We start from the raw sequence: 24,876 nt of genomic DNA on the forward strand, positions 1-24,876 counted from the left end.
TTTAAAGTCCATTAAACACGTTGCAACACTAACGCAGCATTGTTGCCACCAAAGCCAAAGTAGTTAAATAAAATAGTATTGATGCTTGGAGTTTTTTCATTATCATAAAAAGGCCACATAAGCTCTACACCTTCATTATTTACATACTCAGGAATAGGTAAAAAAGGAATCGATTTAGCAATAAATTGATTAAACAGCGCGATTTCTATCACCCCACATGCCCCTAATGTGTGCCCAGTAAAAGGCTTAAAAGCCACAATGGCAGGGCGATTATCAATAAAAATTTGTGTCAGGGCGTTACTTTCTGCTTCATCATTGCCCAATGTAGCCGTTCCATGCACCTTAATTAAATCAATAGTGTTAGCTGTAACTTGGCTTTGTCTCATGGCGTCGTTAATGACTTGGGCAATATGGCTGCCATCTTCTTTTGTCATCGTTAAGCTATATGTATCGCACGATGATGCCCCCCCAAGTACCTTTAATAAACATTGGCTATTAGGTGTCGCTGATAAATAGAGTGCCCCCAACCCTTCGCCCAACACTAAGCCAGAGCGTGACTTTGCAAAGGCATTTAAACCCGTCTTACTTATTAAGTCTAACGATTTAAAGCCTTCCACTGTCAGTGGGTTATAAAACTCACAACCAATCACCAAGGCATGCTCTATGCTGCCTTGGCTAATTAAACGAGAGGCATATAAACACGCATTTGCGCTGGCAGTACATGCTGTACTAAAGGTAAATTCAAGTGCCGCTAAACCATACTTTGCAACCAGTGCCTGACTTATTTTATCGGTTTTAGAAAGCCAAAGATCATCGTTATCACCTATTTGTACCGCACTAATATCTAATGAGGTTGACCCTAACAGCAAGGTCGTATTAGCGCATTGTTCTTTACTCAATTGTAATGTTGAAAACACCGGGGCTAATAGGGAATCAAAGTGAGCCATAATCTGCTCAAAACTTGCTTTTTCAACGCACTGGTTAAAGCTTTTAAATGCCACCGGGAGGTTGTCTTGCGCTAAAACATCGGTTGCCTCCATTGTAATAGGCGCACAAATGACATTCGCAGCATTTAAAAATACGTCTCGCTTTTGCATTACTTTGCTTGCTCTTTAACGATAAAATCAACAATGGTATCGATTGACTGTAAATGTTTACGGGTTTCTTTAGAGCCTTCGACTTTAATACCAAAATGCTGCTTTAAAACTAAAGACAGCTGAAGTGCATCGAGTGAGTCTAAATTGATACGTGATTTGCTACCAAATAAAGGCTCTGAGTCAATAATATCTTCCGGTGAAAAATCATCTTCTTTATCGCATTCTGTTATTATTAATTGTTTTAATTGCAATTTTATATCGTCTAGTTCCACGTTAAGTTCCTCATTTTATTATTAAATATCCATAAAGCTGACAAAAAGCATACTACGGTAAAACCCCAAAGTAATACAATGTTGTACCAAAAATTACTATCGTGTGTGTCGCTCATTAAATATCTCAGTAACTGAGCAGACCAATACATAGGTGAGCCATGTGCAATCAGCGCTAAGTTATCTGGCATAAGTTCCAATGGCACCATAAAACCACTTAATGCGGCAATAATAATGTTAACGCCCCCTCCAACGACCATCGCTTGTTCAAAGCTAGTGACAATGCTCGCTATTAATAAGGCAAACGCAATAGCGCCTGCGGCCACACTAACAATAGCGATGAGTACAAAACTAATGTCATGCAGCAAGAGCATGGGTTGCCCTAAAAAATAAGGAATGCAAATACACCCAATGAGCCCAAGCACTGCCATTTGTATAAAACTCACCACCATAAACGCACAGCCTTTATTAAAAAAGTAACGAGTCATGGTAATGGGATACGTTTTTAAGCGAATTAAGGTGCCATTTACCCGCTCATTAATAAAGGTTAACGACATCGGTAACACAATAAAATACACACCAAAAACTAACCACGCAGGGATACTGTTTAACGCTGGGTTTTCCAGCGGCTGTTCCACTTGGGGGGCAATTAAATAACCGACATCAGCAGAGCTCACTACTTGATCAAGTTGTTGCTCAAGGCTTTGTTCGGGGTCTAAATCACCAGTGTCGAGCATATATAAATAAAGCTTTAACTGGGCTAAGCTTGCTTTAATTTTTTCGTTAAGTAATAACCGACTTTGCGGTGCTAAGTTCGCATCTAAATTTAACTTTATTTGGCTGTCACCCTGGCGCATTAAAAAAAGTGCATCCACCCCTTTTACTAAAGTCAGCTCATTTTTACTCTGTGGCGAAATGCTAAACCCTTGTCGTGTTAATAAACCTGCAAATACCTCACTGTGATGACTGTTTTGAGCACCTATGAGTTTAATAGTCAGTAACGCATTCATATTTTGCTGCGACTGACTATTAGCAAGTGTCATAATAATCATAAAAATAACGGGCATTAAAATCAGTACCGCTAAACTATGTAAATCATGACTAATTAACCGCGCTTCTTTTTTTAGGGTATGAATTAACATACAACCTCCGTAAACAACTCGCGATATAACTGCTCAATATAGTTATCAGAAAAACTCACTGTTTTAAGTTCATCTGTTAATTGCCCTAGCGCTAAAAAAGCCTCACTCAGTTGTTTTGCATTATTAGCAACAACACGATATTGAGCGCTTGTATCTACACATTCTACATTATTAAATGCGCGTAATTGCTGTTTGCTAAGAACACGATACGTCGTAAACGTTAAACTCAACTGTTGCTGAGAAAGCGCTTCATGTGCAACTAATTTACCTTGGCGAATAAACACAACGTTATCACATAACTGCGCAACTTCATGCAGTAAATGCGAGGTATAAACCAAGGTTTTCCCCTGCTCTTTTAATTTAATTAATAAGCGAATAATACTGTCACGCGATAAAGGGTCGATCCCCACAGTAGGTTCATCTAAAAAAATAATATCGGGTTGTTTGCTCAATGCAATGGCAATATTTAAACGTCGTTTATACCCACCCGACAGTGTGCCACTGCGTTGTTTAGCTACATTTTCTAACTCACATTGTGCAAGTACATTAGTAATAATCGAGGTATGTTTAGCGGTGTTTTTTTCACTAATCGAAACAAAAAAAGCCAAGTTATCTAGCACACTCAGTTCATCATAAAATGCAAAATCTTGTGGCACTAAAGCAACTTTTTGTTTAATTGCTTGTGATAATGAAAGTGTTGGATAGGATAAATACTTCACACTACCGAAAGTTGCATTAAGCAAACCACACAGCAATGAAATAAGCGTTGATTTTCCTGCGCCATTTGGACCTAATATGGCTGTACAACTGCCTTTGTGTAACGAAAAAGAAATGTCATCAACACTTAGGGTTTGTGCTTTGGGATATTGAAAACTGATGTTTTCAACAGCCACCACCGTATTTTTTTGTTGCACCGGTCACTTCCTTTTAAACATTTATTATTTTTATTATGGTTTTATTTAGTGTCTATTTAAAGCGTTTGCGCCAATGTAAACGCTTCGCCAATAGCGCGTTGTAAATCTAATTTATTAGCCTCTAACGCACCGCCTATATAACTAAGTGGTATGTTTTTCGCTTTTAATTGTGTAATAAAATCTGGCCTAACCGGCTGTTGCCCAGCACAAAGTATAATATTATCTACCTCAAGTAAGCGTTCACGATTACGCACTGAAATATGTAAGCCTTTATCGTCTATCTTTTCATAATTAATTGCCGCTAACATTTTTACACCTTGTTGCTTTAGGTGCTCTCTATGGATCCACCCCGTCGTTTTACCAAGGTCTGCACCATGTTTACGTAATTTTCGTTGCAACAAATAGACGCACGTTTCGTTAACTACTTTATCTGGTTTTTTGGCAACACCACCGGGTAAATTAACCGTTAAATCAACGCCCCACTGCGCAGCAAACTCATCACTGTTAGGAGCTGTTTTAGCCTTATCTATAATATAACTTGCCACATCAAAACCAATACCACCCGCACCGATAATAGCCACTTTAGTGCCTAGCTTAACGCCTCCTGACAATACTTTATGATAAGGCACGACGGATGAATGTAAGATCCCCTCTATCGTTGGCACTGCCCCTTTTACACCGGTGGCAATGACACAATGCTCGAACATTGTTACATGATCTATGTTTACGTGAGTATTACATTTCACCTGAACATTTAGTATTTTTAATTTAGCTTTAAAATAACGCAGCGTTTCTTTAAATTCTTCTTTACCTGGTACATTAGCTGCAAGTAACAATTGCCCACCTAATTGTGCGCGTTTTTCAAACAAGGTGACTGAATGCCCACGCTCACTGGCATAAATGGCAAATGCCATACCAGCAGCTCCCCCACCAATCACAGCAATGTGTTTACGTTTTGATGCAGGCAAAAATGGCATTAACGTTTCGTTGCATGCTCTTGGGTTAACAATGCATGAAGCGGGTAAATTAACAAAAATATTATCTAAACATGCCTGATTACACGCAATACACGTATTAATTAACTCACTTTGTTGAGCCATGGCTTTGGCAACAAATTGACTATCAGCAAGAAATGGCCTGGCCATCGAAATAAAATCGCCATGTCCCTGTTGTAAAAGGATTTCGGCTACCTCGGGGGTGTTTATTCGATTACTGGTGATAACGGGCACACAGACATGCCTTTTTAAACGCTGACTAAGCGATGAAAACGCAGCTCGGGGTACACCACTGGCGATTGTTGGAATACGAGATTCGTGCCAACCAATACCTGAATTAAAAACATCAACACCGGCGTTTTCTAACGCATTTGCCAGTAATATCACCTCATCAAAGGTGCTACCTTCGTTAATTAAATCTAAAAGTGACAATCTAAAAATGATCAAAAAATCATTGCCTAGCGCTAAACGAGTTTGTTTAACAATTTCAACGGCAAACCGAATCCGATTTTCGTAGCTACCACCCCATTGATCGTCTCGATGATTAGTCGCTTTAACAATAAATTGATTAATTAAGTAACCTTCCGAGCCCATAATTTCAACACCATCGTATCCCGCTTTTTGTGCTAACTTGGCACAATTTACAAAATCAGAGATTTGTTGATGAACTTGTTCATCACTCAGCGCGATAGGACAATACGGGCTAATAGGTGCTTGAATGGCACTTGGGGCAACTTGTTTTGGGTGAAAGGCGTAACGCCCTGCATGTAAAATTTGCATGCATATTTTTGTACCGTGCGATTTCACTTCTTTGGTAATTAATTGATGCTCAACAATACCTTCGACACTATTTAGTACACTGCGGTTTGGTGCAAGGATCCCTGCTTGGTTTGGTGATATACCGCCGGTAATAATTAAACCAACTTGCCCTTTAGCACGTTCACCATAAAATGCAGCTAAACGTTCAAAACCTTCAGGCAACTCTTCTAAATTAGTATGCATTGAGCCCATAACCACACGGTTCTTAAGTGTAAATTTCCCAAGTGTATAAGGGCTAAGTAACTGGCTATAAGGCATAAAACATTCATCCGTGGTACAAAACTGCGCTAGAGTAACAAGCTTTATAAAGTAGCGCAAAAAATCCATGAATTTTTTTAGATTTTAGTGAAAATAGTGTATTTAATGCAAAAAACAGGTACTTTAATTCTTTGTTTTAAACCGTACTATTTAATTTTAACAACAATCAACAAGGAAGAATGATGAACACTGTAAAATCATTTATATCAGGTATTGGCTTACTTGCTCTTTCAAGCTCTGCGTTTGCACTTACATCAGCGGAACAAAATACATACAATCAATTGGCTTCGGGTGATTTAATTAAAATCAAAAAAGCATCACAAAGTCTAGTCTCGCAATCTAATTCAAATGCAGAGTTATTAGATGTTTTGGCTGAATTTGTAGCACAAAACTATTTAACTGCCCCAGCGTATGAATTAGACACAATAGCATGGGCTTGTCGTGCACTAGGAGAAACGGGCAGTGCACGTTATCGTGATTTACTTTCTGAAATAACAAGCAGCGATGCACATAAAAAGATACGTAAATATGCAAAAAAAGCATTACGTCAAACACCAACAACGACTGTAGAACAATATACTGTCGGTTCAATTAATTTAACTGAATTAGCCGCAAGTACTAATACAAATACGAGTAACACTAATAATTTAAGCCCGAGCGATAAAATAAAATACGATATAGCCAGCGGCAATTTAGTAGAAATAAAGCAGCTTGCCCAGCGTTATTCAGCTAACGGTATTGCAAGTACCGACAACGCTGATTTATTAGCCGAGTATTTTTCTAGACACTATACAACAGGGCAAACCCATCAATACGATACACTTGCTTGGATTTGTAAAGCCCTTTCGCGTGATAACACGGGGCGTTATAAAAACTTAATTGAAAATGCCCATGAAAACAGCCCTATTCGTGCGGTACGTAAGCACTGTCCTGACGAAATAGATGGTGATGGTCCGTATTATCAAGCCGGCTCTCTTGATTTAGAGACCATGGTAAAAATAGATTAGTAAAGAGTAAACAAAAAACGTCGCTTAGCGACGTTTTTTATTATTAACTTTAATTGTTAATGAGGTGGGTTTATTGAGCACAAACAGGCTATCACTTGGCGATGGTTTGCCTTTAAATAAATTCGGGTTATTTGAAAAACCAACCGGCTCTTTAGGAATAGAATTAGCCGCTAGATCAAGCGTATTATTATTGTTTAAATCTTGAAAAAAAGTAAAACAATATTGTCCATTAGCTATATCTGTGAAAGTAATGTCTTGTGTGTCATCAGATACATTAAACTGCCCTATATGCACAATGGGTAATTTATCCCACTCAGTGATCAGTAAATCATTGCAATTTAATAATTTAAAATGCACTACACCGCTGATATTTTTAAATTTAGCTAAAGTTAACTTTAACGTTTGCGTTGATGTATTAGCACTGCTTAACATCGGAATAAGCAAACACAGACTAAGAAAAACGTTTAATTTCATTAACTAATTTTCCCCTAATGATGGTTAGAATTTTTATATTTGGTTATAATAGCGGACTTTGAGGAACTTAGAAAAGGTTAAAGGATGCGTAAGATTCTGGTTATTCATTATTCTCAAACAGGGCAACTGACCGATATTGCCAACTCTATTACAGACCCACTCAACGCTGATGACAATATTAGTGTAGAATATTTAAACTTAAAACCGACTGAATTATTTCCATTCCCTTGGCCACTTTTAACGTTTTTTCATATATTCCCAGAATGCGTAAAAATGACGCCACAAGTCATGGCCCCGGTAGAAACTAAGCACCATGACTATGATTTAGTGATTATTACCTATCAAGTCTGGTTTTTATCCCCATCACTGCCTATTTCATCATTTATGCAGTCAGAGCAAGCTTATAGATTATTAAACGCTAAACCCGTGATTACTGTCATTGGTTGTCGTGGCATGTGGTTAACAGCACAAGAGAAAATGAAGCAACTGTTAACCAATGTAAATGCAAAATTAATCGATAATGTTGTACTTAGTGATGAATGCGGCACAGGGTTTAGCTTTTTAGCCACACCACTTTGGATGTTTTCTGGTAAGAAAAAATCAGTCTCATGGGTACCTGCAGCGGGGGTTGCAGATCACGAAATAAAAGCCGCCAGTCGTTTTGGGACCGCTATTGCTCGTGCTTTAAATGCTTTGCCAGTTCATGAAACGTTAAAAAAGCCAACGTTAAAAGGTCTAGGTGCCGTTAAAGTAAATGAAAAATTTATTGCCAGTGAGCGAGTTGGCCAACATAGCTTCAGAATTTGGAGTAAAATTCTCAGCACGCTTGGACCTATGCACTCAAAACGTCGAAGTTGTGGGCTGTTAATCTATGTGTTATTTTTGCTGACCTTAATTATTACCGTAGTCCCAATTACTGCGATAATAAAAAAATTAATTACCCCCTTAACAAAAAAAAGAATTGCAGAGCAAAAAGCGTATTTTGCTGAGCCATCTGGAGAGTAGTTTTAGATTATGGAAAATGCCGTATATATAAATAATTTACACGCTGTATTACCTAACGAAGCGGTGAATAACAAAGAAATGGAAGCGGTCCTCGGTGAAGTAGGTGGACAACGTTCACGTGCAAAGCCAGTAATTTTACGCAGTAATCAAATTAAAAACCGCTATTACGCTATCGATCCACAAACAGGTGAATACAATTACACCAATGCATCACTTGCCGCCGAAGCCGTTCGTGGGTTATTTAATAATAATGACGGCTCACTTGATGAGCTAGATTGTTTAGTTGCCAGTACCTCAATGGCCGATCAAATTATGCCCAACCATGGTGTCATGGTGCATGGGGAACTAAAAAATCCCCCGCTTGAAGTTGTTTCTACATCGGGTATTTGTTTATGTGGCATGACGGCACTTAAATATGCGTATCTAAATGTAAAAGCTGGCGAAAGTAATAGCAGTGCTGTTGTTGCCAGCGAGCTGGCTTCAAATGTCATGCATTCGCGTAACTTTGAAGGCGAGAGCGAATACAAAGTAGACATGCTAAATCAAAAGCCCGAATTAGCCTTTGAGAAAGACTTTTTACGGTGGATGCTTTCTGATGGTGCCGGTGCCGCTTTATTATCTAATCAAGCAAATAAAACAGGGTTATCGTTAAAAATTGATTGGATTGATGTCCTGTCTTATGCCGATCAACTCGAAGCGTGTATGTACGCTGGTGCAGAAAAAATAGATGGCCAGCTAAAAGGCTGGAATCGTTATAATGCAAACGAGCGTGAACAACAATCGATTTTATCTGTAAAACAAGATGTAAAATTATTAAACGAAAACATTGTTAAATTCACCGTTGAAGACGCTTTAAGTAAAATAGCTAAAAAACGCAATATACACCCTGATGACTACGCTTATTTTCTACCTCATTACTCATCTGGCTATTTTAGAGAGCGTTTATTTAATGGTTTAGTAAATATAAACTTTGAAATTGCTTACGACAAATGGTTTACCAACCTAACGCAAAAGGGCAATACCGGCTCAGCATCTATCTTTATTATGTTAGAAGAACTATTTAGCTCAGGCGAGCTTAAAGATGGTCAAAAATTACTGTGCTATGTGCCTGAAAGCGGACGTTTTTCAAGTGCCTTTATGCAATTAACTGTTGTAGCAGCACAAAGCTAAGGTTTTTTATGAAAAAACAGCATGTGCCACAAGACAACAGTAAAAGTTATCAAGGCCAAAATAAGTTACTTTATGCCGTTGATGATAATGGCCATTACGAAGGGGTTAAATCATCAGGGTGGGAAGTTGAAAGCTTTGCCACCCAGCTTGCTGTTGACGATTTAAACGAACAAACTGAATACGCGCTGCAACAAGCTCATGCAGGTGAGGTGTCGCCTTTGGCTTATCACATGTTAGCTCGTCGATTTGATATAGCCAGCTTATCCGCGGCCACGGGCTTTTTTCAATGGCAAATAAAACGCCACCTTCGTATTGCAATATTCAATAAGCTAAACGATAAGCAGCTACACCGTTACTGCGATACATTAAAAATTAGCCGTGAAACTTTACTTTCATTGCCTTCACAATAGATAACACTATGTCGATAATTCTTTCAATAAATCACCAACAGTCATCGCACTGTGAAACAGGTGTGGTCGCTACCTTATTGCAAAGCAAAGGCATTGCAATGACTGAGCCTATGGCTTTTGGTCTCGCATCGGCGCTTACATTTGCCTATTTACCCTTTGTAAAAATATCGGGCATGCCCCTTATCGCGTATCGTATGCCGCCTAAAACGATCATTAAAAAGGTGTGTAAAAAGCTTAACATTAATTTAGAAACACGTAAGTTTTCAAACCCTGATGCGGGCATGCAAGCGCTTGATGATGAATTAAGTAAAGGCAATTTAGTTGGATTACAAAGCTCGGTATACTGGCTTCCTTACTTTCCTGAAGATATGCGCTTTCATTTTAATGCCCATAACTTAGTCGTTTATGGCAAAAATGATAACGACGAATACTTAATAAGCGACCCTGTATTTGAACACCCTGTAACATGTCGAGCGCAAGATTTAAAAAATGCACGATTTGCCAAAGGCGCTTTAGCTGCCAAAGGGTTAATGTATGTTATTCGTGATGTGCCAGAAAACGTAAACATAGCCCCTATCATTAAACCTGCTATTAAAAAAACAGCTAAAATGATGAATGGTTTAATTTTGCCCTACTTTGGTTTAAAAGGCATTAAACACATGGCAAATAAAATTCGTGCACTTGAGGGTAAACCAGCCAAATATACACGTTTATATTTAGCACATATTGTACGAATGCAAGAAGAGATAGGCACCGGTGGCGCGGGGTTTAGATTTATGTACGCCAGCTTTTTAGAGCAAGCAAGCAAACAAACTAATACCCCATTACTACTAGAGTGCGCACAGCACACCACGGTGGTTGGTGATCTTTGGCGAGAGTTTGCTATGCAAGCAGTAAAATATTGTAAAAAACGCAGTGATGTGAGTTTAAATGATATTGCTTTAACGCTTGAACACGTTGCAGAGCAAGAAGCAAAGCTGAGCCAATTACTTATTAAGGCGACAAAATAAGCCAATATGATAAAAATAAAAAAGTCACTTAAAGTGACTTTTTTATTAGCAATATAAATGATTACAAAAGTTAACCAATTACGACATCTTCGGTGTTTAATAGTTGAGCACGACGACCCACAAAATCATTTTCGTTAAGTGCATTAATAAGCGCTACACCTTGAGTTTGTTGCTCTACAGATAAGGGGACATACGGCAAACGAAACACCGGTTTAACGGCGCCTGTCATCATCAGTGCGGTATTAATTGCGATAGGATTTGGTTCGCAAAACATCCACCCCATCAGTGCTTGCAGTGAATCATTAAGCGACTCATTTTTAACGTTTATTAATTCACGAAACAAACCAGGTACAAGATTAGAAGTAACCGATATTACGCCGTGGGCTTTATGTATGTGGCGTGCATCATGTGCTTCATCGTCATTACCTGACCAACACGCAATACCCTGTTGCTCGTACTGTGCGATACGCTCATTACCACCACATTCTTTTACACCAATAAAGTGTGCATGCTGAGCCAGCGGAGCAATTATATCGGGGGTTAAATCTTGCCCAGTACGCCCCGCAACGTTGTAAATAAACGCAGGGCCAATATCAAGTAAACGAGCAAAGTGTTCTTTAACACCTGCTAAAGATGTACGTCCATAATATGGGTTTATTTGTAGTGCCGCATCCATTCCGCTGGCAAAACCATATTGGGTTGCTTTAATAGCTTCACGAGTGTTGTTACTTCCCGTGTTACCAATTATCACAAGTTTGTCGCTAAACTTATTTACACTATGCGCAATAAGCATTAAATGCTCTTCCCAATTCATTAATTGGCCTTCGCCTGTAGTTCCACCAACGACGATACCATCTACATTGGCTGCGATTTGTTCTTCGACTAACTGATCGTAAGTAACAAGATCGATTTCTCCCGAAGTTAAAAATGGAGTTTTAATCGCTGTAATTAGGCTTGCTTGTTTAATTTGTTCTAGGGTGCGCATAAAAAATTATTCTTAAAAAAACTTGCCGTAGTTGTATCATAAATACGTTCATTTGGGGAGGGCTGGCAGTGTTATTTGTAAAATAACTTGTGTTATTAAATAGAATCAGACACAATAAACACTGTATATAAAAACAGTATTTTGTTTTACCTATTTTGAGTGTTACTTATGCGTTTATCACACTATTTAGCAAGCCACTTTTATCATACGGATGAGCTTTGCCAAACTTTATCTATCTCACACGAGACACTAGAGCACTGGCAACAAACAGGACTTTTTCCTAAGCCTAGTTATTGTATTAAAAGCCAACTTAGTTGTAGCTCTTACTCTGGGTTATACGAATGTGAAGAGTATGATGATTACTACCCGCGTGGTTACGTAAATTGGGGAAAGCATTTATTAAAGCAAAAGATTGAGTTATCGAGTCATGCCTTTAATTTATTTGCTCAGCATTACACTGGGTATTTATCTAAATTAGCGCAACAAGGGTTTGCCTTTGATGAAGAATTGTTTGGTTGTGATTTAGAAGAGCAAGTGCAGCAAGTGTGGCAGCAATTTTTATGCAGTAAATACGGTGCCCTTACTCAAAATGGCTTACTAGAAGAAATAGTCTCTATTGATATAGCGCGTTTACTTATCGATAATACCACCGAATTAAGAACAAAAGTAAGCCTTGAACAAGACGAACGCAAAGAATTACACCAAGCAATGAAGCTACTCAATAAAGCACTCAGTCATGGGGCGGCCCATGAGAAAAATAACAGTTTACGCGCTAAATATATTGATGCACTTATTTTAAAATACGATTTGTCTATTAAGTAATGACCGACAGATGATTTTTAATCGTTAATGCCTGAGTGTATCGCTAAGGCAGATACACTCAGTTGTGGCCTACTTACTCTTAATCGAGTGTTAAAGTGACCGCCATCGTCCCTAAATTTTCGTAGTTAAATTCGGTGTGTTTTTGCGTATCAAGCTCAACAAGTCCACAGTATGATCCCGTTATAAATACTTGCCCAGCTTTTAGTTCAACGCCTTGCGCAGATAAAAAGTTCATTGCCCAATATAAAGGGTTTTGAGGCAATTCGGCAGGATGCTTTGCAGATAAGTTAAGCACATCGTTACCCTCTTGTGCGATTGTTACGGCAAATGAACCGGCCTTATACGCCGCTTCTTTATCTATTTTAGGCCCTAAATACACGCCTTGATTAAATAACCCATCGGCAAATTTATCGTAACTCGTTGCATTGCCTGTCGCACTAAAGCGCTTTTGAATTAGTTCAAGTGCCATATGCGCATCACCAAACGCAGCATCGACCTCGCTATCAGTAAATGTTTGATTTTTCGCTAAGTCTTTTTCTAAAATAAACGCAATTTCAGGCTCGATGAAAACACTTGTTTTATTATTGTCATTGTTTGCTTTTAGCGAGCATGTTGTTGTTTGCACATCGGTTGGTTTTAATAATGGAGCAACAATGATGGTGCCATCAGCCAGTGGCGTCATACATTTCCAGCCATACACTTTATCGTTATTTAACGTGATGAGTAGTCGTTGAATTGCTAAAGCATCATCTAAAGACTCAACACTTAACCCTTCAGGTAAATCAGAGTGTGGTAGCGCGGCACTGCGTTGCTTATAAAAATGTTTTGCAATTAAAGTTAACTGTTCTTTATTGTCCATAATTCTCTATGCTTTTATTGTTAAAAAATAATTTCAATTGAGTGTATGCTAACTACCATTAGATGCAACAAACTCTTATGACTGCTTTATACAGTTTTTATATAAGTAATGGTTTAAAACACCCAATTAGATGATGCGAGATCAATAGATATTGCCGACACGGTTAATTGACATGATAAAACGCGGTATGAAGTAAAATATAGTGGCAGAAACTAAACGTTGCTGAAAAATAAATAAGGCATAGTTGAGAGTTCAAAATATGCCTTATTAAAAATACTTTTATTAAATGCACACTGTGTATATAAGGTGGTTAACTATTTAAACGTTAGCGTATAAATAGTCGATATGTTAATTTTGGTGTTCGTATTGTCCTCTATACACTTCAAATGTTTTAAGCACTGTGTGTTGTTCTTTCGTTAAATTATCAAACCAATGGTCAAATAACTCATCATCGTCTTGCTCACTCAATGCAATATAATGTGCCAATAATTCAATAATATCATTATGTGAACAGCTAATTGGGTTAACCTGTTGTGCTAACACGCTATGATCGCGTTCTCTTAGGGTATCCATGACCCCTTGATCTATTTGTTCTTGTTGTTGTGTTGCGTCATTCATGCATTACCTCTGTGATAACTTTTATAACCATATTTGTTAACGTATTTAACTCTTAAATACAGTTATAACAGCCTAAATTTTAATAGCTAGTATTTTTAGTTTAAGTGATTATTTTTTAAACCAGCTGCGCATTTAGTCAACAACACCCGCTCTAAATACGATTAAAAATCATTTGCAAAATACAAATTATCAGAGTAAATTAGCGATATATTATCACATAACACTTACCGAGATGTACTATGAAACCAAATATTCACCCTGATTACCAAGTAGTGGCATTCCATGATACTGCTGCTGATAGCTACTTTATGATTGGATCAACCATTAAAACGGATCGTACTATCGAATTAGAGGGTAAAACGTACCCGTATGTACCAATTGATGTATCTAGTGATTCTCACCCGTTTTACACTGGTAAGCAAAAAACAGTGGCAAGTGATGGTCGTGTTGCACAATTTAACCGTCGCTTTAAAAACTTATCGACCTCTAAAAAAGATTAAACATGAAAGTATTAAGCTCTCTTAAAAGCGCTAAAAAACGCCCAGGGTGTCAAATTGTAAAACGCAAAGGCCGCACATTTGTCATTTGTAAAGACAACCCACGCTTTAAAGCGGTGCAAGGTATGAAAAAGAAATAACCCCGTGAACAATGCGGCCAAGTATTTTAAAACACTTAGCCGCATTCTTACTTATTTAACTAACACATCGAACTCTGGCTGTGCTTGTATTACTTTTTTAACCGTGCACGTATTTACAGCGGCTATTAATGCTTTTTTATATTTAGCAGGAAAGCTTTCTGGTAAATTAATTGTAATAGAAAACTTCTTTTTACCTTGCTCATCCACATTGTCATTATTTTGCACTAACGTCATGCCTTGCGTTGAAATATCTCTTTGCTCACAAAACTTTCGTGCATAAAAACCTGCACACAACACCATGCTTACTAAAAAGTAATCAAAGGGTTCTGGGTACTCAGCATCTCCTCCAGCGGTGATACTTTGATCACTGATTACTTCTAACTCGCCAAATTTTGCACTTTGCTTTTGCCCAGCTAACATTGAAACTGTAATTTCCATTGTCACTCCTTAATTTCCAAACAATAAATCAAAAAAGCCCGGAGGCTCATGTAACTCATGATATTTTTTACGTAAGTTATCAATATTTTTAAGCGCAGGCTTGGCGGCCTCTAACCCACGCTCATTAGCTAATACTTTCGCTATTTTTGCCTGTTCTATCACTTTATCTAAGCCTTGTAGCGACATTTGTTCCTCTTTATGGAACTTGGCCGTCTTACTGATCTCTACCAACTCAATAAACCTATCTATAGCCGTATTAAACCCACCAATACCAATGGCTTGCACAGCATCTTTGTAAGCAAGTCCGGTATTTTTCATATTCACTTCAAGATCTACAGGTTTGTTCGCAAAAGAAAGTGTGCAAAAAAATAATGTACTAATAATAAAAAGTATCTTCATATGTAACCTTATCAATTAAGCAAACCAATGACTGACTAAGAGCCTGTAATTGTAGCAAGTTAGTTATGCCCTAACCACTGATAAAGTTGTAATCAATATTGTAATAAATTAACTGTAAAGGGCCTTTACACAACAGGCTGTATGTATCAGTTAAACAACATATTTAATTAAAAAAACAAAAGGCCCGCAAATGCGGGCCTTTATAATACTTTGAACGGGTTGCTCTAAATCTTTTATTTTATATTACTTAACCATACACTTTGATAAGGTTCTAGCTCCATTGTTAGCATGTCTTCACTTATTGTCGTACCAGCAACGAGGTCGTACCATTGTTGAGTATTGATCAAGTTTAAATCAGCTAAAGTAAGCGTTTGCGGTTTATCGCTAATGTTATATATACAAAAAATACTTTGTTGTCTGTCTATACTTTGACGCCAAAAACCAAATAATCCCCCTGCTAAATGCAGAGTAAACTGTGTTGCATTCGGGTGAAATGCCCCTTGCTTTTTACGCACGCTTAATAACTGTTTTATACCGGTAAACACTTTATTATGATGACTGTATTTATCATCAAGTGCCGATAATAATTTAGATTCTTGCCAGCGATGTCGGTTAATCGCGCGGTTGTGTTGAGAGTTTTCGTATCGCTCATAGTCATTGGTAGTCCCTAATAAACTATGGATATACAACCCAGGAATACCTTCTAAAGCAAACATAATGGCATGCGCACACATAAAACGCTCTAAACCAAACTTATCAGGCCCATTATGTGTCCCTTGTAGCGCATCAAAAAGAGCTACATTTAATTCGTATGGCGTATGCGTTCCATCGTTACTGGTACGCATCGAGACTTTACCGCCAAATTGCATCGTGGTACTGACTAACGACGCCACATCGCTTGGTTGTAATAACCCTTCGATTGGTCGCAGCCCTATTCCGTCATGTGAAGCAATAAAATTAAAATAGGCAGTACCGTTTTGCGCCGGCGGCATACTCATCATCCAATGCTTTATTGCCGTACTGTCGCCACTTAATAACGTGTGTAACAACAAAGGCGGGAGTGCAAAGTTATATATTGCATGCGCTTCATTAGCATTACCAAAATAAGACAGGTTTTCTTGGTTAGGAATATTGGTTTCGGTAATAATAACCACGCTAGGTTCAACATGCTCTATTAACGTGCGTAATAGCCTGACCGCTTCATGAGTTTGCGGTAAATTTATACAGCTGGTATTTAGTTGCTTCCATAAAAATGCCACGGCATCAATTCTAAATAAACGCACTCCATTATCTAAGTAATGCCTAATGATACCGACAAACTCTTTTAATACCTCTGGGTTAGCAAAATCAAAATCAACCTGGTCGTGACTAAAGGTACACCATACGTTTTTATCACCGCTTGGGGTCGTTACTGTATTTAACAAAGGTGATGTACGTGGGCGTACCACCTGGCTTAAGTCATCAGTTAAACTAGCGGTTTTAAAATAGTCTTTACCTGGGTGTAAATCGTTTAAAAAGTTTTCAAACCACACACTTCGGCTTGAACAGTGATTGATAACCAGATCAGCCATCAGTTTTACATCTTTAGCAATGTTTTGAATATCTTGCCAATCACCTAACGAGTCATTCACTTGTACATAGTTCATCACCGCAAAGCCTTCATCTGAGCTATACGGATAAAATGGTAATATATGTAACGAATTAAGTTGCATGTCACATTGCTCTTTAATAAATCGGTGCAATGTTTTAAGCGGGGCCTCAATAGGATTAGTCACAGCAAATTCACTACCATCATGCTTAATGATGCTATCACCATAAGCAATTAAGATAATATCCTGCTCATCCCATCGATTCATATGAGGGGTGGGATCTCTTAATGGATCATCAGCTAAAATAATATCTATTAGTTGTTGAGCCAATTTCGAAATTGAAAGAGGTAACTCTACGTCTTGATAGATTATATGTAGGTGTTGCTCCACCCTTTGTAAAAATAATTCGCTTACAGTACTCACATCGGCCCCTTAGTTATTATTTGTATTCTTTATTATCGAGCTCTACCGCTTCTTTTAATCTTTCCATTACATCTGGCATAGCCGATACAACGCGGTTCCAGCTAGGCACAAATGGTGCTTCCATCGGATTTTCTAAAAAGTGCTGCCCTGCATGCATAATATTTTGTGCAAACATCTCAACCGCTTTTTCTTCTTGGTGAATATCAAGTGTTAAGCCATTCATAATTGCATCGTTATGATAGGTTTCGATAAAGTCTAAGCCAATTCGGTAGTAAGTTGCTTTTAACGAGCGAATAGTTTCGCTGGTAAAGGTGACGCCTTGTGTCGCTAATTTTCTAAATAATGCTTTAGTAATATCTATCGACATTTTAGATAATCCAGCTTCTTGATCATCTAACGATAATGCCTGATGTTTATGATCATAATTATCTGCAATATCTACCTGACATAAACGGTTATGCGAGTAGTTACGGTACATTTCACTAAGTACACCAATTTCTAATCCCCAATCACTTGGGATTCTAATATCACTTAATACATCGCGTCTAAACGAAAACTCACCGGCTAATGGATATCTAAATGAGTCCATATACTCAAGGTAATCTTGACTACCAAGTAACGTTTTAAACGAGCGCAGTAAGGGGGTTACTAACAAACGCGAAACACGCCCATTAATTTTTCCGCCCGCAGTACGTGGGTAAAACCCTTTACAAAATTCATAGTTAAAACGTGGATTAGCAACAGGATAAATAAGTTTTGCTAATAAGCTTCTATCGTAAGTTAAAATATCACAATCGTGTAATGCAATTGACTCAACCTCAGCAGTGGCAAGTTTATAGCCCATGCAGTACCAAACGTTACGTCCTTTGCCTAATTCGCGAGGGGCAACACCCAAACTTTGTAGTTCTTTATCAAGGGCTTGTAAACGAGGACCATCGTTCCATAATACCTTATGGTTTTGCCCTAAATCGTCAAAATACTTTAAAGCATGACGATATTGCGCTTCATCTGCTCTGTCTAAACCAATAGTAATTTGAGATAAGTACGGCACATCACTTAACTCTTTCACAATATTTTTTAACGCTGGCCCTTCAAGCTCACTAAACAACGAAGGTAAAATAAGTCCCATTGGGCGCTTTTTACTAAAGCCGACAAGCTCTTTTTCTACTTCTTCAATGGGGCGATCAGAAATATTATGTAATGTTGTTATTATCCCGTTTTGATAAAAATCAGCCATGAGACGTGTGCTCCTTAATATTCTTTAAAATGCTATTTATACAAGACAACGCCGTAATTTCTTCTATCCAACCTAGCGGGGCTGGTGATTGTGAGTAACGTGCCTTGTTATGGGTAAGTTTTACCGGCTTTTTACTCGCAGGATTAATAATAATAATGGCAATATCGGCTTGCTCTAACATGACTCTGTCATTATCACTATCGCCTAGCGCTATTACCGTTAATGGTTTTCTATATTGCTCTGTAAATTGTTTTATTAGCCATTGCTGGGCAATCCCTTTATCTGTATTTTTTGTTAAATGGATAAATCGCCCACCCGTTTGAACGGTGTAACCCTTATTGGTCGCTTGGGAGATAAAAAGCGTTAACTGTTCATCGTTTCCTTGCCAATAAATGGGATCTGAAAATTCTCTAGCCTGTGCTTTTTCACTCGCTTCTAGGCTTAACCCGGTTAACTTACTCACCTTTTCTTTACTTAGTTGGCTAAATAAGGTGTAGCAACCGTTAAAGTCACCTTCAAATTGCGCTAAATCTTCTGCAAGTTGATGGCTCGTTTCTGCCAAAGCATATTGCCAATAATCACCCACTTGCTTACATCCCAGTGGTTTTAATTCAAAATAATCTAAAGGAATGTATACAGCAGATCCATTTTCAACAATAAAAGGTTGTTGGATATTTAAGGTTTGTGTTAATTCAACCAATTCACTAAATGTTTTACTGGTATTACAAATTACAGGAATATGACCTTGCTGTAGCGTTTGTACTAGCTGTGCAATATTGCTGGTATCGTAATCAGTATGGCTTAATAGCGTACCATCTAAATCTGTAAAAATAATTGGCTGCAACGTATCATCACTGATCAAGTGCATACCGGTTATATCTCGCGCACTGTCTAACTCAATCAATGCATCAGCTTTAGTACTTAATGTATTTAAATTCTCGCGGGTGATCCGCTCAAAGTGCGAAATAAAATGCACCAATTGAGCATGGTCCATCGTGCCACTGCCTTCACCTTTTAATGCAATTAATTTAGCTTCTTGTTCTTTTCGCCATGAAAACACATCGCTAAAGCTGGGAGCTTTAAGCATGACTTTATAATCAATCATATTAAAAATTGATTTATACTCATTCGCTAAACAACTATTAATACAGCGACGCCAAATACCGTCCCCGTCTTGCAGCTGCTCTAACTCGTTAATCGGTTCACTTAAAGAAAATGGTTGTTGTGCTTCGCTTGCAACGCACCATCCTTCTAAAATAATAATATCAACGGGCTTTGTGGTTACCTGCCACTGTGATTTATCGGTGCAATCGTCTTCGTGTTTATTAAAGCTGGGGATCGGCACACCGGTTTCTTTTGCCATTAATCGCGTTAAGGTATCGCGCATTAAATCGGTGTCGTGAGTGCCCGGTACACCACGGGTAACAAATAAAGGGTGTACATCGTCTGCTAACTGCTTACGTGCATCTTTACTTAAATAAAAATCATCTATTGAAATGGCCATGCAATTTAAAGCAGTGTTAGCACTAAACCACGTGACTAAAAAATCAGCTAGCGTGGTTTTTCCTGAACCTTGGCATCCATTTATGCCGACAAATAAAGGGGTATCTGGTTTTTTAGATGAGAGAATATCGAGGGCTAAAGGAACAAAAAATTGCTCGCTTAAAAGTTGATATTTTAATGGTAGTTGGTGTTTGGCTAAAAACGGGGTTATATCCACTACATTGGCCTCTGACATTATAACTCCTGTAAATACTACTCGACTATATCAAGGTAAATGCAGTTACTAGACCAATTTTAATTTATTATTATTTTCAATTAGTTAAAAAAATAGCGCATTTAATATGCGCCATTTTGGTGCAAGATTTACACACCATGTGCAAAATGAGTATCACCCGTGTTCATTTTTGTATTTAGGTAATACAAGATTTAAAACAATGCCCAAAATTGCGCACAGGCTCACACCTTCTAAACTAAATCCAGACCCACCAATATGCATACCACCAATACCACAAACTAATATTAATGCCACAATACTTAAATTACGTGGTGCTGTTAAATCTTCGCCCGATTTAACCAAAGTATTTAATCCGACAACCGCAATAGAGCCAAATAACAAAATCATTATCCCCCCCATTACCGGAACTGGAATAGTTTGTAGTCCCGCTCCCATTTTACTAATAAATGCCAGTGCAATGGCTATAATAGCAGTCCACATCATCACCTTAGGGTTAAAGTTTTTAGTTAGCATTACAGCCCCTGTTACTTCAGAGTATGTTGTATTCGGTGGTCCTCCAAATAGCGACGCTGCCGATGTTGCTAACCCATCTCCAAATAAAGTGCGGTGCAAACCTGGTTTTTTCAAAAAGTCTTTATGGGTAACTTGGCTTATAGCCATCATATCGCCAATATGTTCAATTGCAGGGGCAATGGCAACAGGCACCATAAATAAAATAGCCTGCCATTTAAACTCTGGTAAGGTAAAATTAGGGATAGCTAACCACGGGGCATTATTCACAGCATCAAATTGCACTACTCCCAAGGCAAGTGATAAACAATAGCCTGAAACAACACCTGCCAATATGGGGATTAACTTAAATACCCCTTTACCCCATACAGCAAAAATAAGCGTGACTAATAACGAAAACATCGATATGAAAATAGCGTGGTTATACGCAATTAATTGCACGCTGCCATCGCCACTTTTACCCATTGCCATATTTACCGCTACAGGTGCCAGCGCTAAACCAATCACCATGATCACAGGGCCCACTACCACCGGCGGTAAAATTTTATGAAGTGTAGCCACACCTTTAAATTTTACCAATAAGCTCAAAAGCATATAAGCAAAACCAGCAGCCATCAAGCCACCCATTGTCGCGTGTACACCCCATAGCTGAACCGATGCAATAATAGGCGCAATAAATGCGAACGACGAGGCTAAAAATATCGGTACAGCGCCTTTAGTAACAACTTGAAACAGTAAAGTACCTAAACCAGCGGTAAATAATGCAACACTCGGATCAAGCCCTGTTAGCAATGGCACAAGTACAAGTGCACCAAATGCAACAAACAGCATTTGTGCACCCGTTAAAATGGTTTTAGTTGAAAATGTTGAGTTAGTATCCATGAACCGCTCTACACAGTGCCAAATATTTTATCACCCGCATCACCAAGACCCGGAATAATATAACCTTTTTCATTTAGGTGGCTATCAACAGAAGCGGTAAAAATTTCGATATCGGGATGTGCAGCTAACGTTTTTTCTACGCCTTCGGGAGCTGCTACTAATACAATGACTTTTATTTCTTTACTGCCAGCTTTTTTAAGCATATCAATCGTCGCAATCATTGAACCACCAGTAGCAAGCATAGGATCAATGACTAAACTTAAACGCTCACCAATATTACCTACAAGCTTTTCAAAGTAAGGCACAGGCTCGAGCGTTTCTTCGTTTCGTTCAAGTCCCACAACACTTACTTTGGCAGCGGGTAGTAATTGCATTACGCCATCCATCATACCTAAGCCAGCACGAAGAATAGGCACAACCGTAATTTTTTTACCTTTAATATGCTGAACTTTAAGCGCATTACCATCCCAACCAGTAATTTGGTTATCTTCAAGCGGTAAATTTTTAGTTGCCTCGTAAGTAAGTAAAGTACCTACTTCAGAGCATAATTCACGAAAACTTTTAGTACTAATACCGTCGGCGCGCATTAAACCTAATTTATGTTGAACAAGAGGGTGTGAAATAACGTGAATAGCCATGATAGAAACCTACTAAAACAAAAATTATCGCTATTTTATAATATAAAAAAATATTTTACCTGTGCTTTTCATTATCTTTTAATAGTTTGTGTTTAAAAGCACCATAAACCATGGTTTTAATGCTAAAGCGCATTAGCTTACATTCGTGTTTATACATTTACTGCTTATACGTTGCATATAGCTATTTATTTTTATATGTGTAGGATCCCAACCGGCTAAAAAACGATAAAAATCAGCCCATGCAACGGGCCATAAAGCACGCCATTCGTTTATTAAGGAGGCAGGATCAAGCGGTTTTTTATATACCATTAACGCATGAGTTAAATAGTCAAAATACGTATTTAAGTAACCCTCTGCATACTTAGTCAATTCAGTTTCGTTTAAACAACTGCCTAAAAAATACATAACATCAATAACCCCCACGCCTTTGCCAGTATATTGAAAGTCATAGCCTAATACATTTTGCGTTGCACTGTTGTAGGCAAAATTAGCTAACTTCGCATCACCGTGGATAATTGTTTGAAACTGCGCATTAACAAGACTGTCATTTATTTGTTGGGCTGATTGTTTAAGCGGGCCATTTAGCATGTTAGCAAACTCATCTGGGCGTGTTGCTAAATGCCAATAATTACCTTGTTGCCATAAGCCCTTGCTTGGTTGCTTAAGATGAAAAGCATGAAAATGGGCAAGCCAACTTAATACAGCCTGTATTACATCGTTATTACTTTTAGCTTGTTGATAACCTTGAATATTAAAATCTGTAAAAACTAATAACTTTAAATTGTCTTGCGCTAACGCTTTTAAGCACGTAATTGCTTGAGCACAAAGCGGTAAATGTTGGCTGTAGTGTTTATACCAATTATATTCAACAATATACGAATGCTTTTTGCGCTGTATAGCAACAATCGATTGCTTTATTCGCGGGTGATTAATTTGTTCAGGTACAGATATGGCTTTAATAACACAGGGTTTTTCATCAATTTTGCATTGCACAATATGACCACAACCACTCCATAGTTCGGTGATCACCTCCCCTAAAGTAATTGTTTTATAATAAGGTTTTAATAATGATAAAAAAGGAGCCATAACTATACACTCACCGCTGTAGCTTAATTGCTTTAAGGTCACTATTTTAATTCATAAAATTAATCGATGGATGTTTTTTTGAAGGCAAAATAAAAAATAATACCCAACAAATGATATTAGGGACTAAATACTGTATTATTTATAGGCACTTTAGCATTAAAAGTAAAATATAAACCAATACGTTAAACCTATTATAATTTGGAAAAGGACAGCTATGAAAAAGGCATTTCATTACACATTACTTATTTCTTCGTTAATACTTACTGCACAGGTACAAGCCAACGAACCTAACTCTACCAACAGACATTGGAGTGTGGGTGCAGGCACACAAGCCTTTTCAATCGTAAATACTGATAACTCAGATAATAATGTTGATTTTACAGGTTTAAATATTGCTGCTGGTTATGCGATAAATGATTACTTTCAAGTGCGAGCAAGCTATTTCACCTCAGAAAATAAAGATCTATCTATATTAGAAAGCCAGGGTTTTGATTTAATGGCGTATGGTGGTTTTGGTTTAGCAACCACAGGTTTTAAGAGCTATGGTGGCGCAGGCTTCTTTTCTGATAAATGGACTATAAACAACCAAAACTATGACTCGTTTAAAGGACTACAACTTGCAGCGGGAGTAGGTTATAACTGGGGATCGGTAGGTGTAGATTTTGTATTTAAATTACGCGACGCAACTAAGTATGAACATTTATCAACCAATGACGGCACTTATTTTGCCCCAACAGGTGCGTTAGTGCTGTTTTATAATTTTTAGTCCCTTAAAAGCGCCTTAAGATAGGCGCTTTGGTTATAAACAATCACAATGCTAAACGGCCATTGTCCATATAATGACTGTACTTTATCACCTAGCTAGCATCTTTTAAGATGACACCCATCTTAATTTATCTTTAAAAGAGCATCTTTTAAGATGACACCCATCTTAATTTACCTTTAAAGCATCTTTTAAGATGACACCCATCTTAATTTATCTTTAAAAGAGCATCTTTTAAGATGACACCCATCTTAATTTACCTTTAAAGAGCATCTTTTAAGATGACAGCCATCTTAATTTACCTTTAAAGAAGTGTGTTGTGTTCAACGAAATGCAAAAATTAGGATGGGTGTCTAGGTTATATTTTTAGATGACAGCCATCTTAATTTACCTTTTAAAATGACACCCATCTTAATTTATCTTTAAAAGAGCATCCTTTAAGATGACACCCATCTTAATTTACCTTTAAAGAGCATCTTTTAAGATGACAGCCATCTTAATTTACCTTTAAAGAAGTGTGTTGTGTTCAACGAAATGCAAAAATTAGGATGGGTGTCTAGGTTATATTCCCAAAATGCAAAAAATTAGGATGGGTGTCTAGGTTATATTAAAGAAGTGTGTTGTGTTCAACGAAATGCAAAAAATTAGGATGGGTGTCTAGGTTATATTCTCCGGATGGGTG

The 24,876-nt window shown here is 37.9% G+C and carries 26 protein-coding genes; 9 read left to right on the forward strand and 17 right to left on the reverse strand.

Annotated features, from left to right (window positions below; genetic code table 11):
- Positions 1–11: 11 nt before the first annotated feature.
- The 5 genes from J8L70_RS09570 to J8L70_RS09590 are packed head-to-tail and all read right to left on the reverse strand — an operon-like array spanning position 12 to position 5,563.
- Positions 12–1,097: a beta-ketoacyl synthase N-terminal-like domain-containing protein gene (locus J8L70_RS09570; protein WP_211055344.1), complete on the reverse strand. Its 1,086-nt coding sequence runs from the start codon at positions 1,095–1,097 to the stop codon at positions 12–14.
- On the reverse strand, positions 1,097–1,369 hold the full coding sequence (locus J8L70_RS09575; RefSeq protein WP_211055345.1) for an acyl carrier protein: 273 nt from the start codon (positions 1,367–1,369) through the stop codon (positions 1,097–1,099). The genes J8L70_RS09570 and J8L70_RS09575 overlap by 1 nt, the downstream gene beginning before the upstream one ends.
- A complete protein-coding gene (locus tag J8L70_RS09580; RefSeq protein ID WP_211055346.1) occupies positions 1,360–2,508 on the reverse strand; it encodes an ABC transporter permease in 1,149 nt (382 codons plus the stop codon). Before J8L70_RS09580 ends, J8L70_RS09575 begins: the two co-directional genes overlap by 10 nt.
- A complete protein-coding gene (locus tag J8L70_RS09585; RefSeq protein WP_211055347.1) occupies positions 2,502–3,422 on the reverse strand; it encodes an ABC transporter ATP-binding protein in 921 nt (306 codons plus the stop codon). Before J8L70_RS09585 ends, J8L70_RS09580 begins: the two co-directional genes overlap by 7 nt.
- A 56-nt stretch (positions 3,423–3,478) precedes the next feature.
- Positions 3,479–5,563: an NADPH-dependent 2,4-dienoyl-CoA reductase gene (locus tag J8L70_RS09590; protein WP_282098172.1), complete on the reverse strand. Its 2,085-nt coding sequence runs from the start codon at positions 5,561–5,563 to the stop codon at positions 3,479–3,481.
- 113 nt (positions 5,564–5,676) lie between these two features.
- Here J8L70_RS09590 and J8L70_RS09595 point away from each other — a divergent pair, with 113 nt between their 5' ends.
- Positions 5,677–6,501 (forward strand): hypothetical protein, encoded by an 825-nt coding sequence (locus tag J8L70_RS09595; RefSeq protein WP_211055348.1) that lies wholly within the window; start codon positions 5,677–5,679, stop codon positions 6,499–6,501.
- 24 nt (positions 6,502–6,525) lie between these two features.
- On the opposite strand, the gene J8L70_RS09600 is transcribed toward J8L70_RS09595, so the two are convergent.
- The gene (locus tag J8L70_RS09600) at positions 6,526–6,975 is read right to left on the reverse strand and encodes a DUF2141 domain-containing protein (RefSeq protein WP_211055349.1); all 450 of its coding nucleotides are present in this window, start codon (positions 6,973–6,975) and stop codon (positions 6,526–6,528) included.
- Positions 6,976–7,059: 84 nt separating this feature from the next.
- Between J8L70_RS09600 and J8L70_RS09605 the strand changes: the two genes are divergently transcribed.
- The 4 genes from J8L70_RS09605 to J8L70_RS09620 are packed head-to-tail and all read left to right on the forward strand — an operon-like array spanning position 7,060 to position 10,570.
- Complete coding sequence (locus J8L70_RS09605) at positions 7,060–7,980, forward strand: dialkylrecorsinol condensing enzyme (RefSeq protein ID WP_211055350.1); 921 nt, start codon at positions 7,060–7,062, stop codon at positions 7,978–7,980.
- 9 nt (positions 7,981–7,989) lie between these two features.
- Positions 7,990–9,150: a beta-ketoacyl-ACP synthase III gene (locus tag J8L70_RS09610; RefSeq protein WP_211055351.1), complete on the forward strand. Its 1,161-nt coding sequence runs from the start codon at positions 7,990–7,992 to the stop codon at positions 9,148–9,150.
- A gap of 8 nt (positions 9,151–9,158) precedes the next feature.
- Positions 9,159–9,560, forward strand: a complete 402-nt coding sequence (locus J8L70_RS09615; RefSeq protein ID WP_211055352.1) for a hypothetical protein — start codon at positions 9,159–9,161, stop codon at positions 9,558–9,560.
- Between the two features lie 8 nt (positions 9,561–9,568).
- A complete protein-coding gene (locus J8L70_RS09620; protein ID WP_211055353.1) occupies positions 9,569–10,570 on the forward strand; it encodes a BtrH N-terminal domain-containing protein in 1,002 nt (333 codons plus the stop codon).
- 70 nt (positions 10,571–10,640) lie between these two features.
- Here the strand turns inward: J8L70_RS09620 and dapA are convergent, their stop codons facing one another.
- Positions 10,641–11,555, reverse strand: coding sequence for a 4-hydroxy-tetrahydrodipicolinate synthase (gene dapA, locus J8L70_RS09625; protein ID WP_211055354.1), 915 nt, complete (start codon positions 11,553–11,555; stop codon positions 10,641–10,643).
- A 168-nt stretch (positions 11,556–11,723) separates the two neighbouring features.
- Between dapA and J8L70_RS09630 the strand changes: the two genes are divergently transcribed.
- The gene (locus tag J8L70_RS09630) at positions 11,724–12,377 is read left to right on the forward strand and encodes a DUF6058 family natural product biosynthesis protein (RefSeq protein ID WP_211055355.1); all 654 of its coding nucleotides are present in this window, start codon (positions 11,724–11,726) and stop codon (positions 12,375–12,377) included.
- A gap of 79 nt (positions 12,378–12,456) precedes the next feature.
- Here J8L70_RS09630 and J8L70_RS09635 read toward each other — a convergent pair whose 3' ends face one another.
- Positions 12,457–13,236 (reverse strand): 2-keto-4-pentenoate hydratase, encoded by a 780-nt coding sequence (locus J8L70_RS09635; RefSeq protein WP_211055356.1) that lies wholly within the window; start codon positions 13,234–13,236, stop codon positions 12,457–12,459.
- A 348-nt stretch (positions 13,237–13,584) separates the two neighbouring features.
- The gene (locus tag J8L70_RS09640) at positions 13,585–13,854 is read right to left on the reverse strand and encodes a hypothetical protein (protein WP_211055357.1); all 270 of its coding nucleotides are present in this window, start codon (positions 13,852–13,854) and stop codon (positions 13,585–13,587) included.
- Between the two features lie 239 nt (positions 13,855–14,093).
- Here J8L70_RS09640 and J8L70_RS09645 point away from each other — a divergent pair, with 239 nt between their 5' ends.
- Positions 14,094–14,354: a type B 50S ribosomal protein L31 gene (locus J8L70_RS09645; RefSeq protein WP_211055358.1), complete on the forward strand. Its 261-nt coding sequence runs from the start codon at positions 14,094–14,096 to the stop codon at positions 14,352–14,354.
- Positions 14,355–14,356: 2 nt separating this feature from the next.
- A complete protein-coding gene (gene ykgO, locus J8L70_RS09650; protein ID WP_211055359.1) occupies positions 14,357–14,491 on the forward strand; it encodes a type B 50S ribosomal protein L36 in 135 nt (44 codons plus the stop codon).
- Between the two features lie 51 nt (positions 14,492–14,542).
- On the opposite strand, the gene J8L70_RS09655 is transcribed toward ykgO, so the two are convergent.
- From J8L70_RS09655 to J8L70_RS09690, 8 genes are all read right to left on the reverse strand, one after another.
- Entirely contained in the window at positions 14,543–14,929 is a 387-nt protein-coding gene (locus J8L70_RS09655; protein WP_211055360.1) for an OsmC family protein, read from the reverse strand.
- Between the two features lie 9 nt (positions 14,930–14,938).
- Positions 14,939–15,328 (reverse strand): cytochrome b562, encoded by a 390-nt coding sequence (locus tag J8L70_RS09660; RefSeq protein ID WP_211055361.1) that lies wholly within the window; start codon positions 15,326–15,328, stop codon positions 14,939–14,941.
- A gap of 233 nt (positions 15,329–15,561) precedes the next feature.
- A complete protein-coding gene (locus J8L70_RS09665) occupies positions 15,562–17,340 on the reverse strand; it encodes a sugar phosphorylase (RefSeq protein ID WP_211055362.1) in 1,779 nt (592 codons plus the stop codon).
- A 16-nt stretch (positions 17,341–17,356) separates the two neighbouring features.
- On the reverse strand, positions 17,357–18,577 hold the full coding sequence (locus J8L70_RS09670; RefSeq protein WP_211055363.1) for a glycosyl transferase: 1,221 nt from the start codon (positions 18,575–18,577) through the stop codon (positions 17,357–17,359).
- Complete coding sequence (locus tag J8L70_RS09675) at positions 18,570–20,315, reverse strand: HAD-IIB family hydrolase (RefSeq protein ID WP_211055364.1); 1,746 nt, start codon at positions 20,313–20,315, stop codon at positions 18,570–18,572. The genes J8L70_RS09670 and J8L70_RS09675 overlap by 8 nt, the downstream gene beginning before the upstream one ends.
- Before the next feature lie 153 nt (positions 20,316–20,468).
- Positions 20,469–21,707 carry a uracil-xanthine permease family protein gene (locus tag J8L70_RS09680; protein ID WP_211055365.1) on the reverse strand — a complete coding sequence of 413 codons (1,239 nt, stop codon included), beginning with the start codon at positions 21,705–21,707 and terminating at the stop codon, positions 20,469–20,471.
- 8 nt (positions 21,708–21,715) lie between these two features.
- Positions 21,716–22,345 carry a uracil phosphoribosyltransferase gene (gene upp / locus J8L70_RS09685; RefSeq protein ID WP_211055366.1) on the reverse strand — a complete coding sequence of 210 codons (630 nt, stop codon included), beginning with the start codon at positions 22,343–22,345 and terminating at the stop codon, positions 21,716–21,718.
- Between the two features lie 132 nt (positions 22,346–22,477).
- The gene (locus J8L70_RS09690; RefSeq protein ID WP_211055367.1) at positions 22,478–23,431 is read right to left on the reverse strand and encodes a phosphotransferase; all 954 of its coding nucleotides are present in this window, start codon (positions 23,429–23,431) and stop codon (positions 22,478–22,480) included.
- Positions 23,432–23,645: 214 nt separating this feature from the next.
- On the opposite strand from J8L70_RS09690, the gene J8L70_RS09695 reads away from it, so the two are divergent.
- Positions 23,646–24,197 carry an outer membrane beta-barrel protein gene (locus tag J8L70_RS09695; RefSeq protein WP_211055368.1) on the forward strand — a complete coding sequence of 184 codons (552 nt, stop codon included), beginning with the start codon at positions 23,646–23,648 and terminating at the stop codon, positions 24,195–24,197.
- The last annotated feature ends 679 nt before the right edge of the window (positions 24,198–24,876 follow it).

Origin of the sequence: Pseudoalteromonas sp. MMG010, assembly GCF_018100905.1 — a bacterium.
Lineage (GTDB): Bacteria > Pseudomonadota > Gammaproteobacteria > Enterobacterales > Alteromonadaceae > Pseudoalteromonas.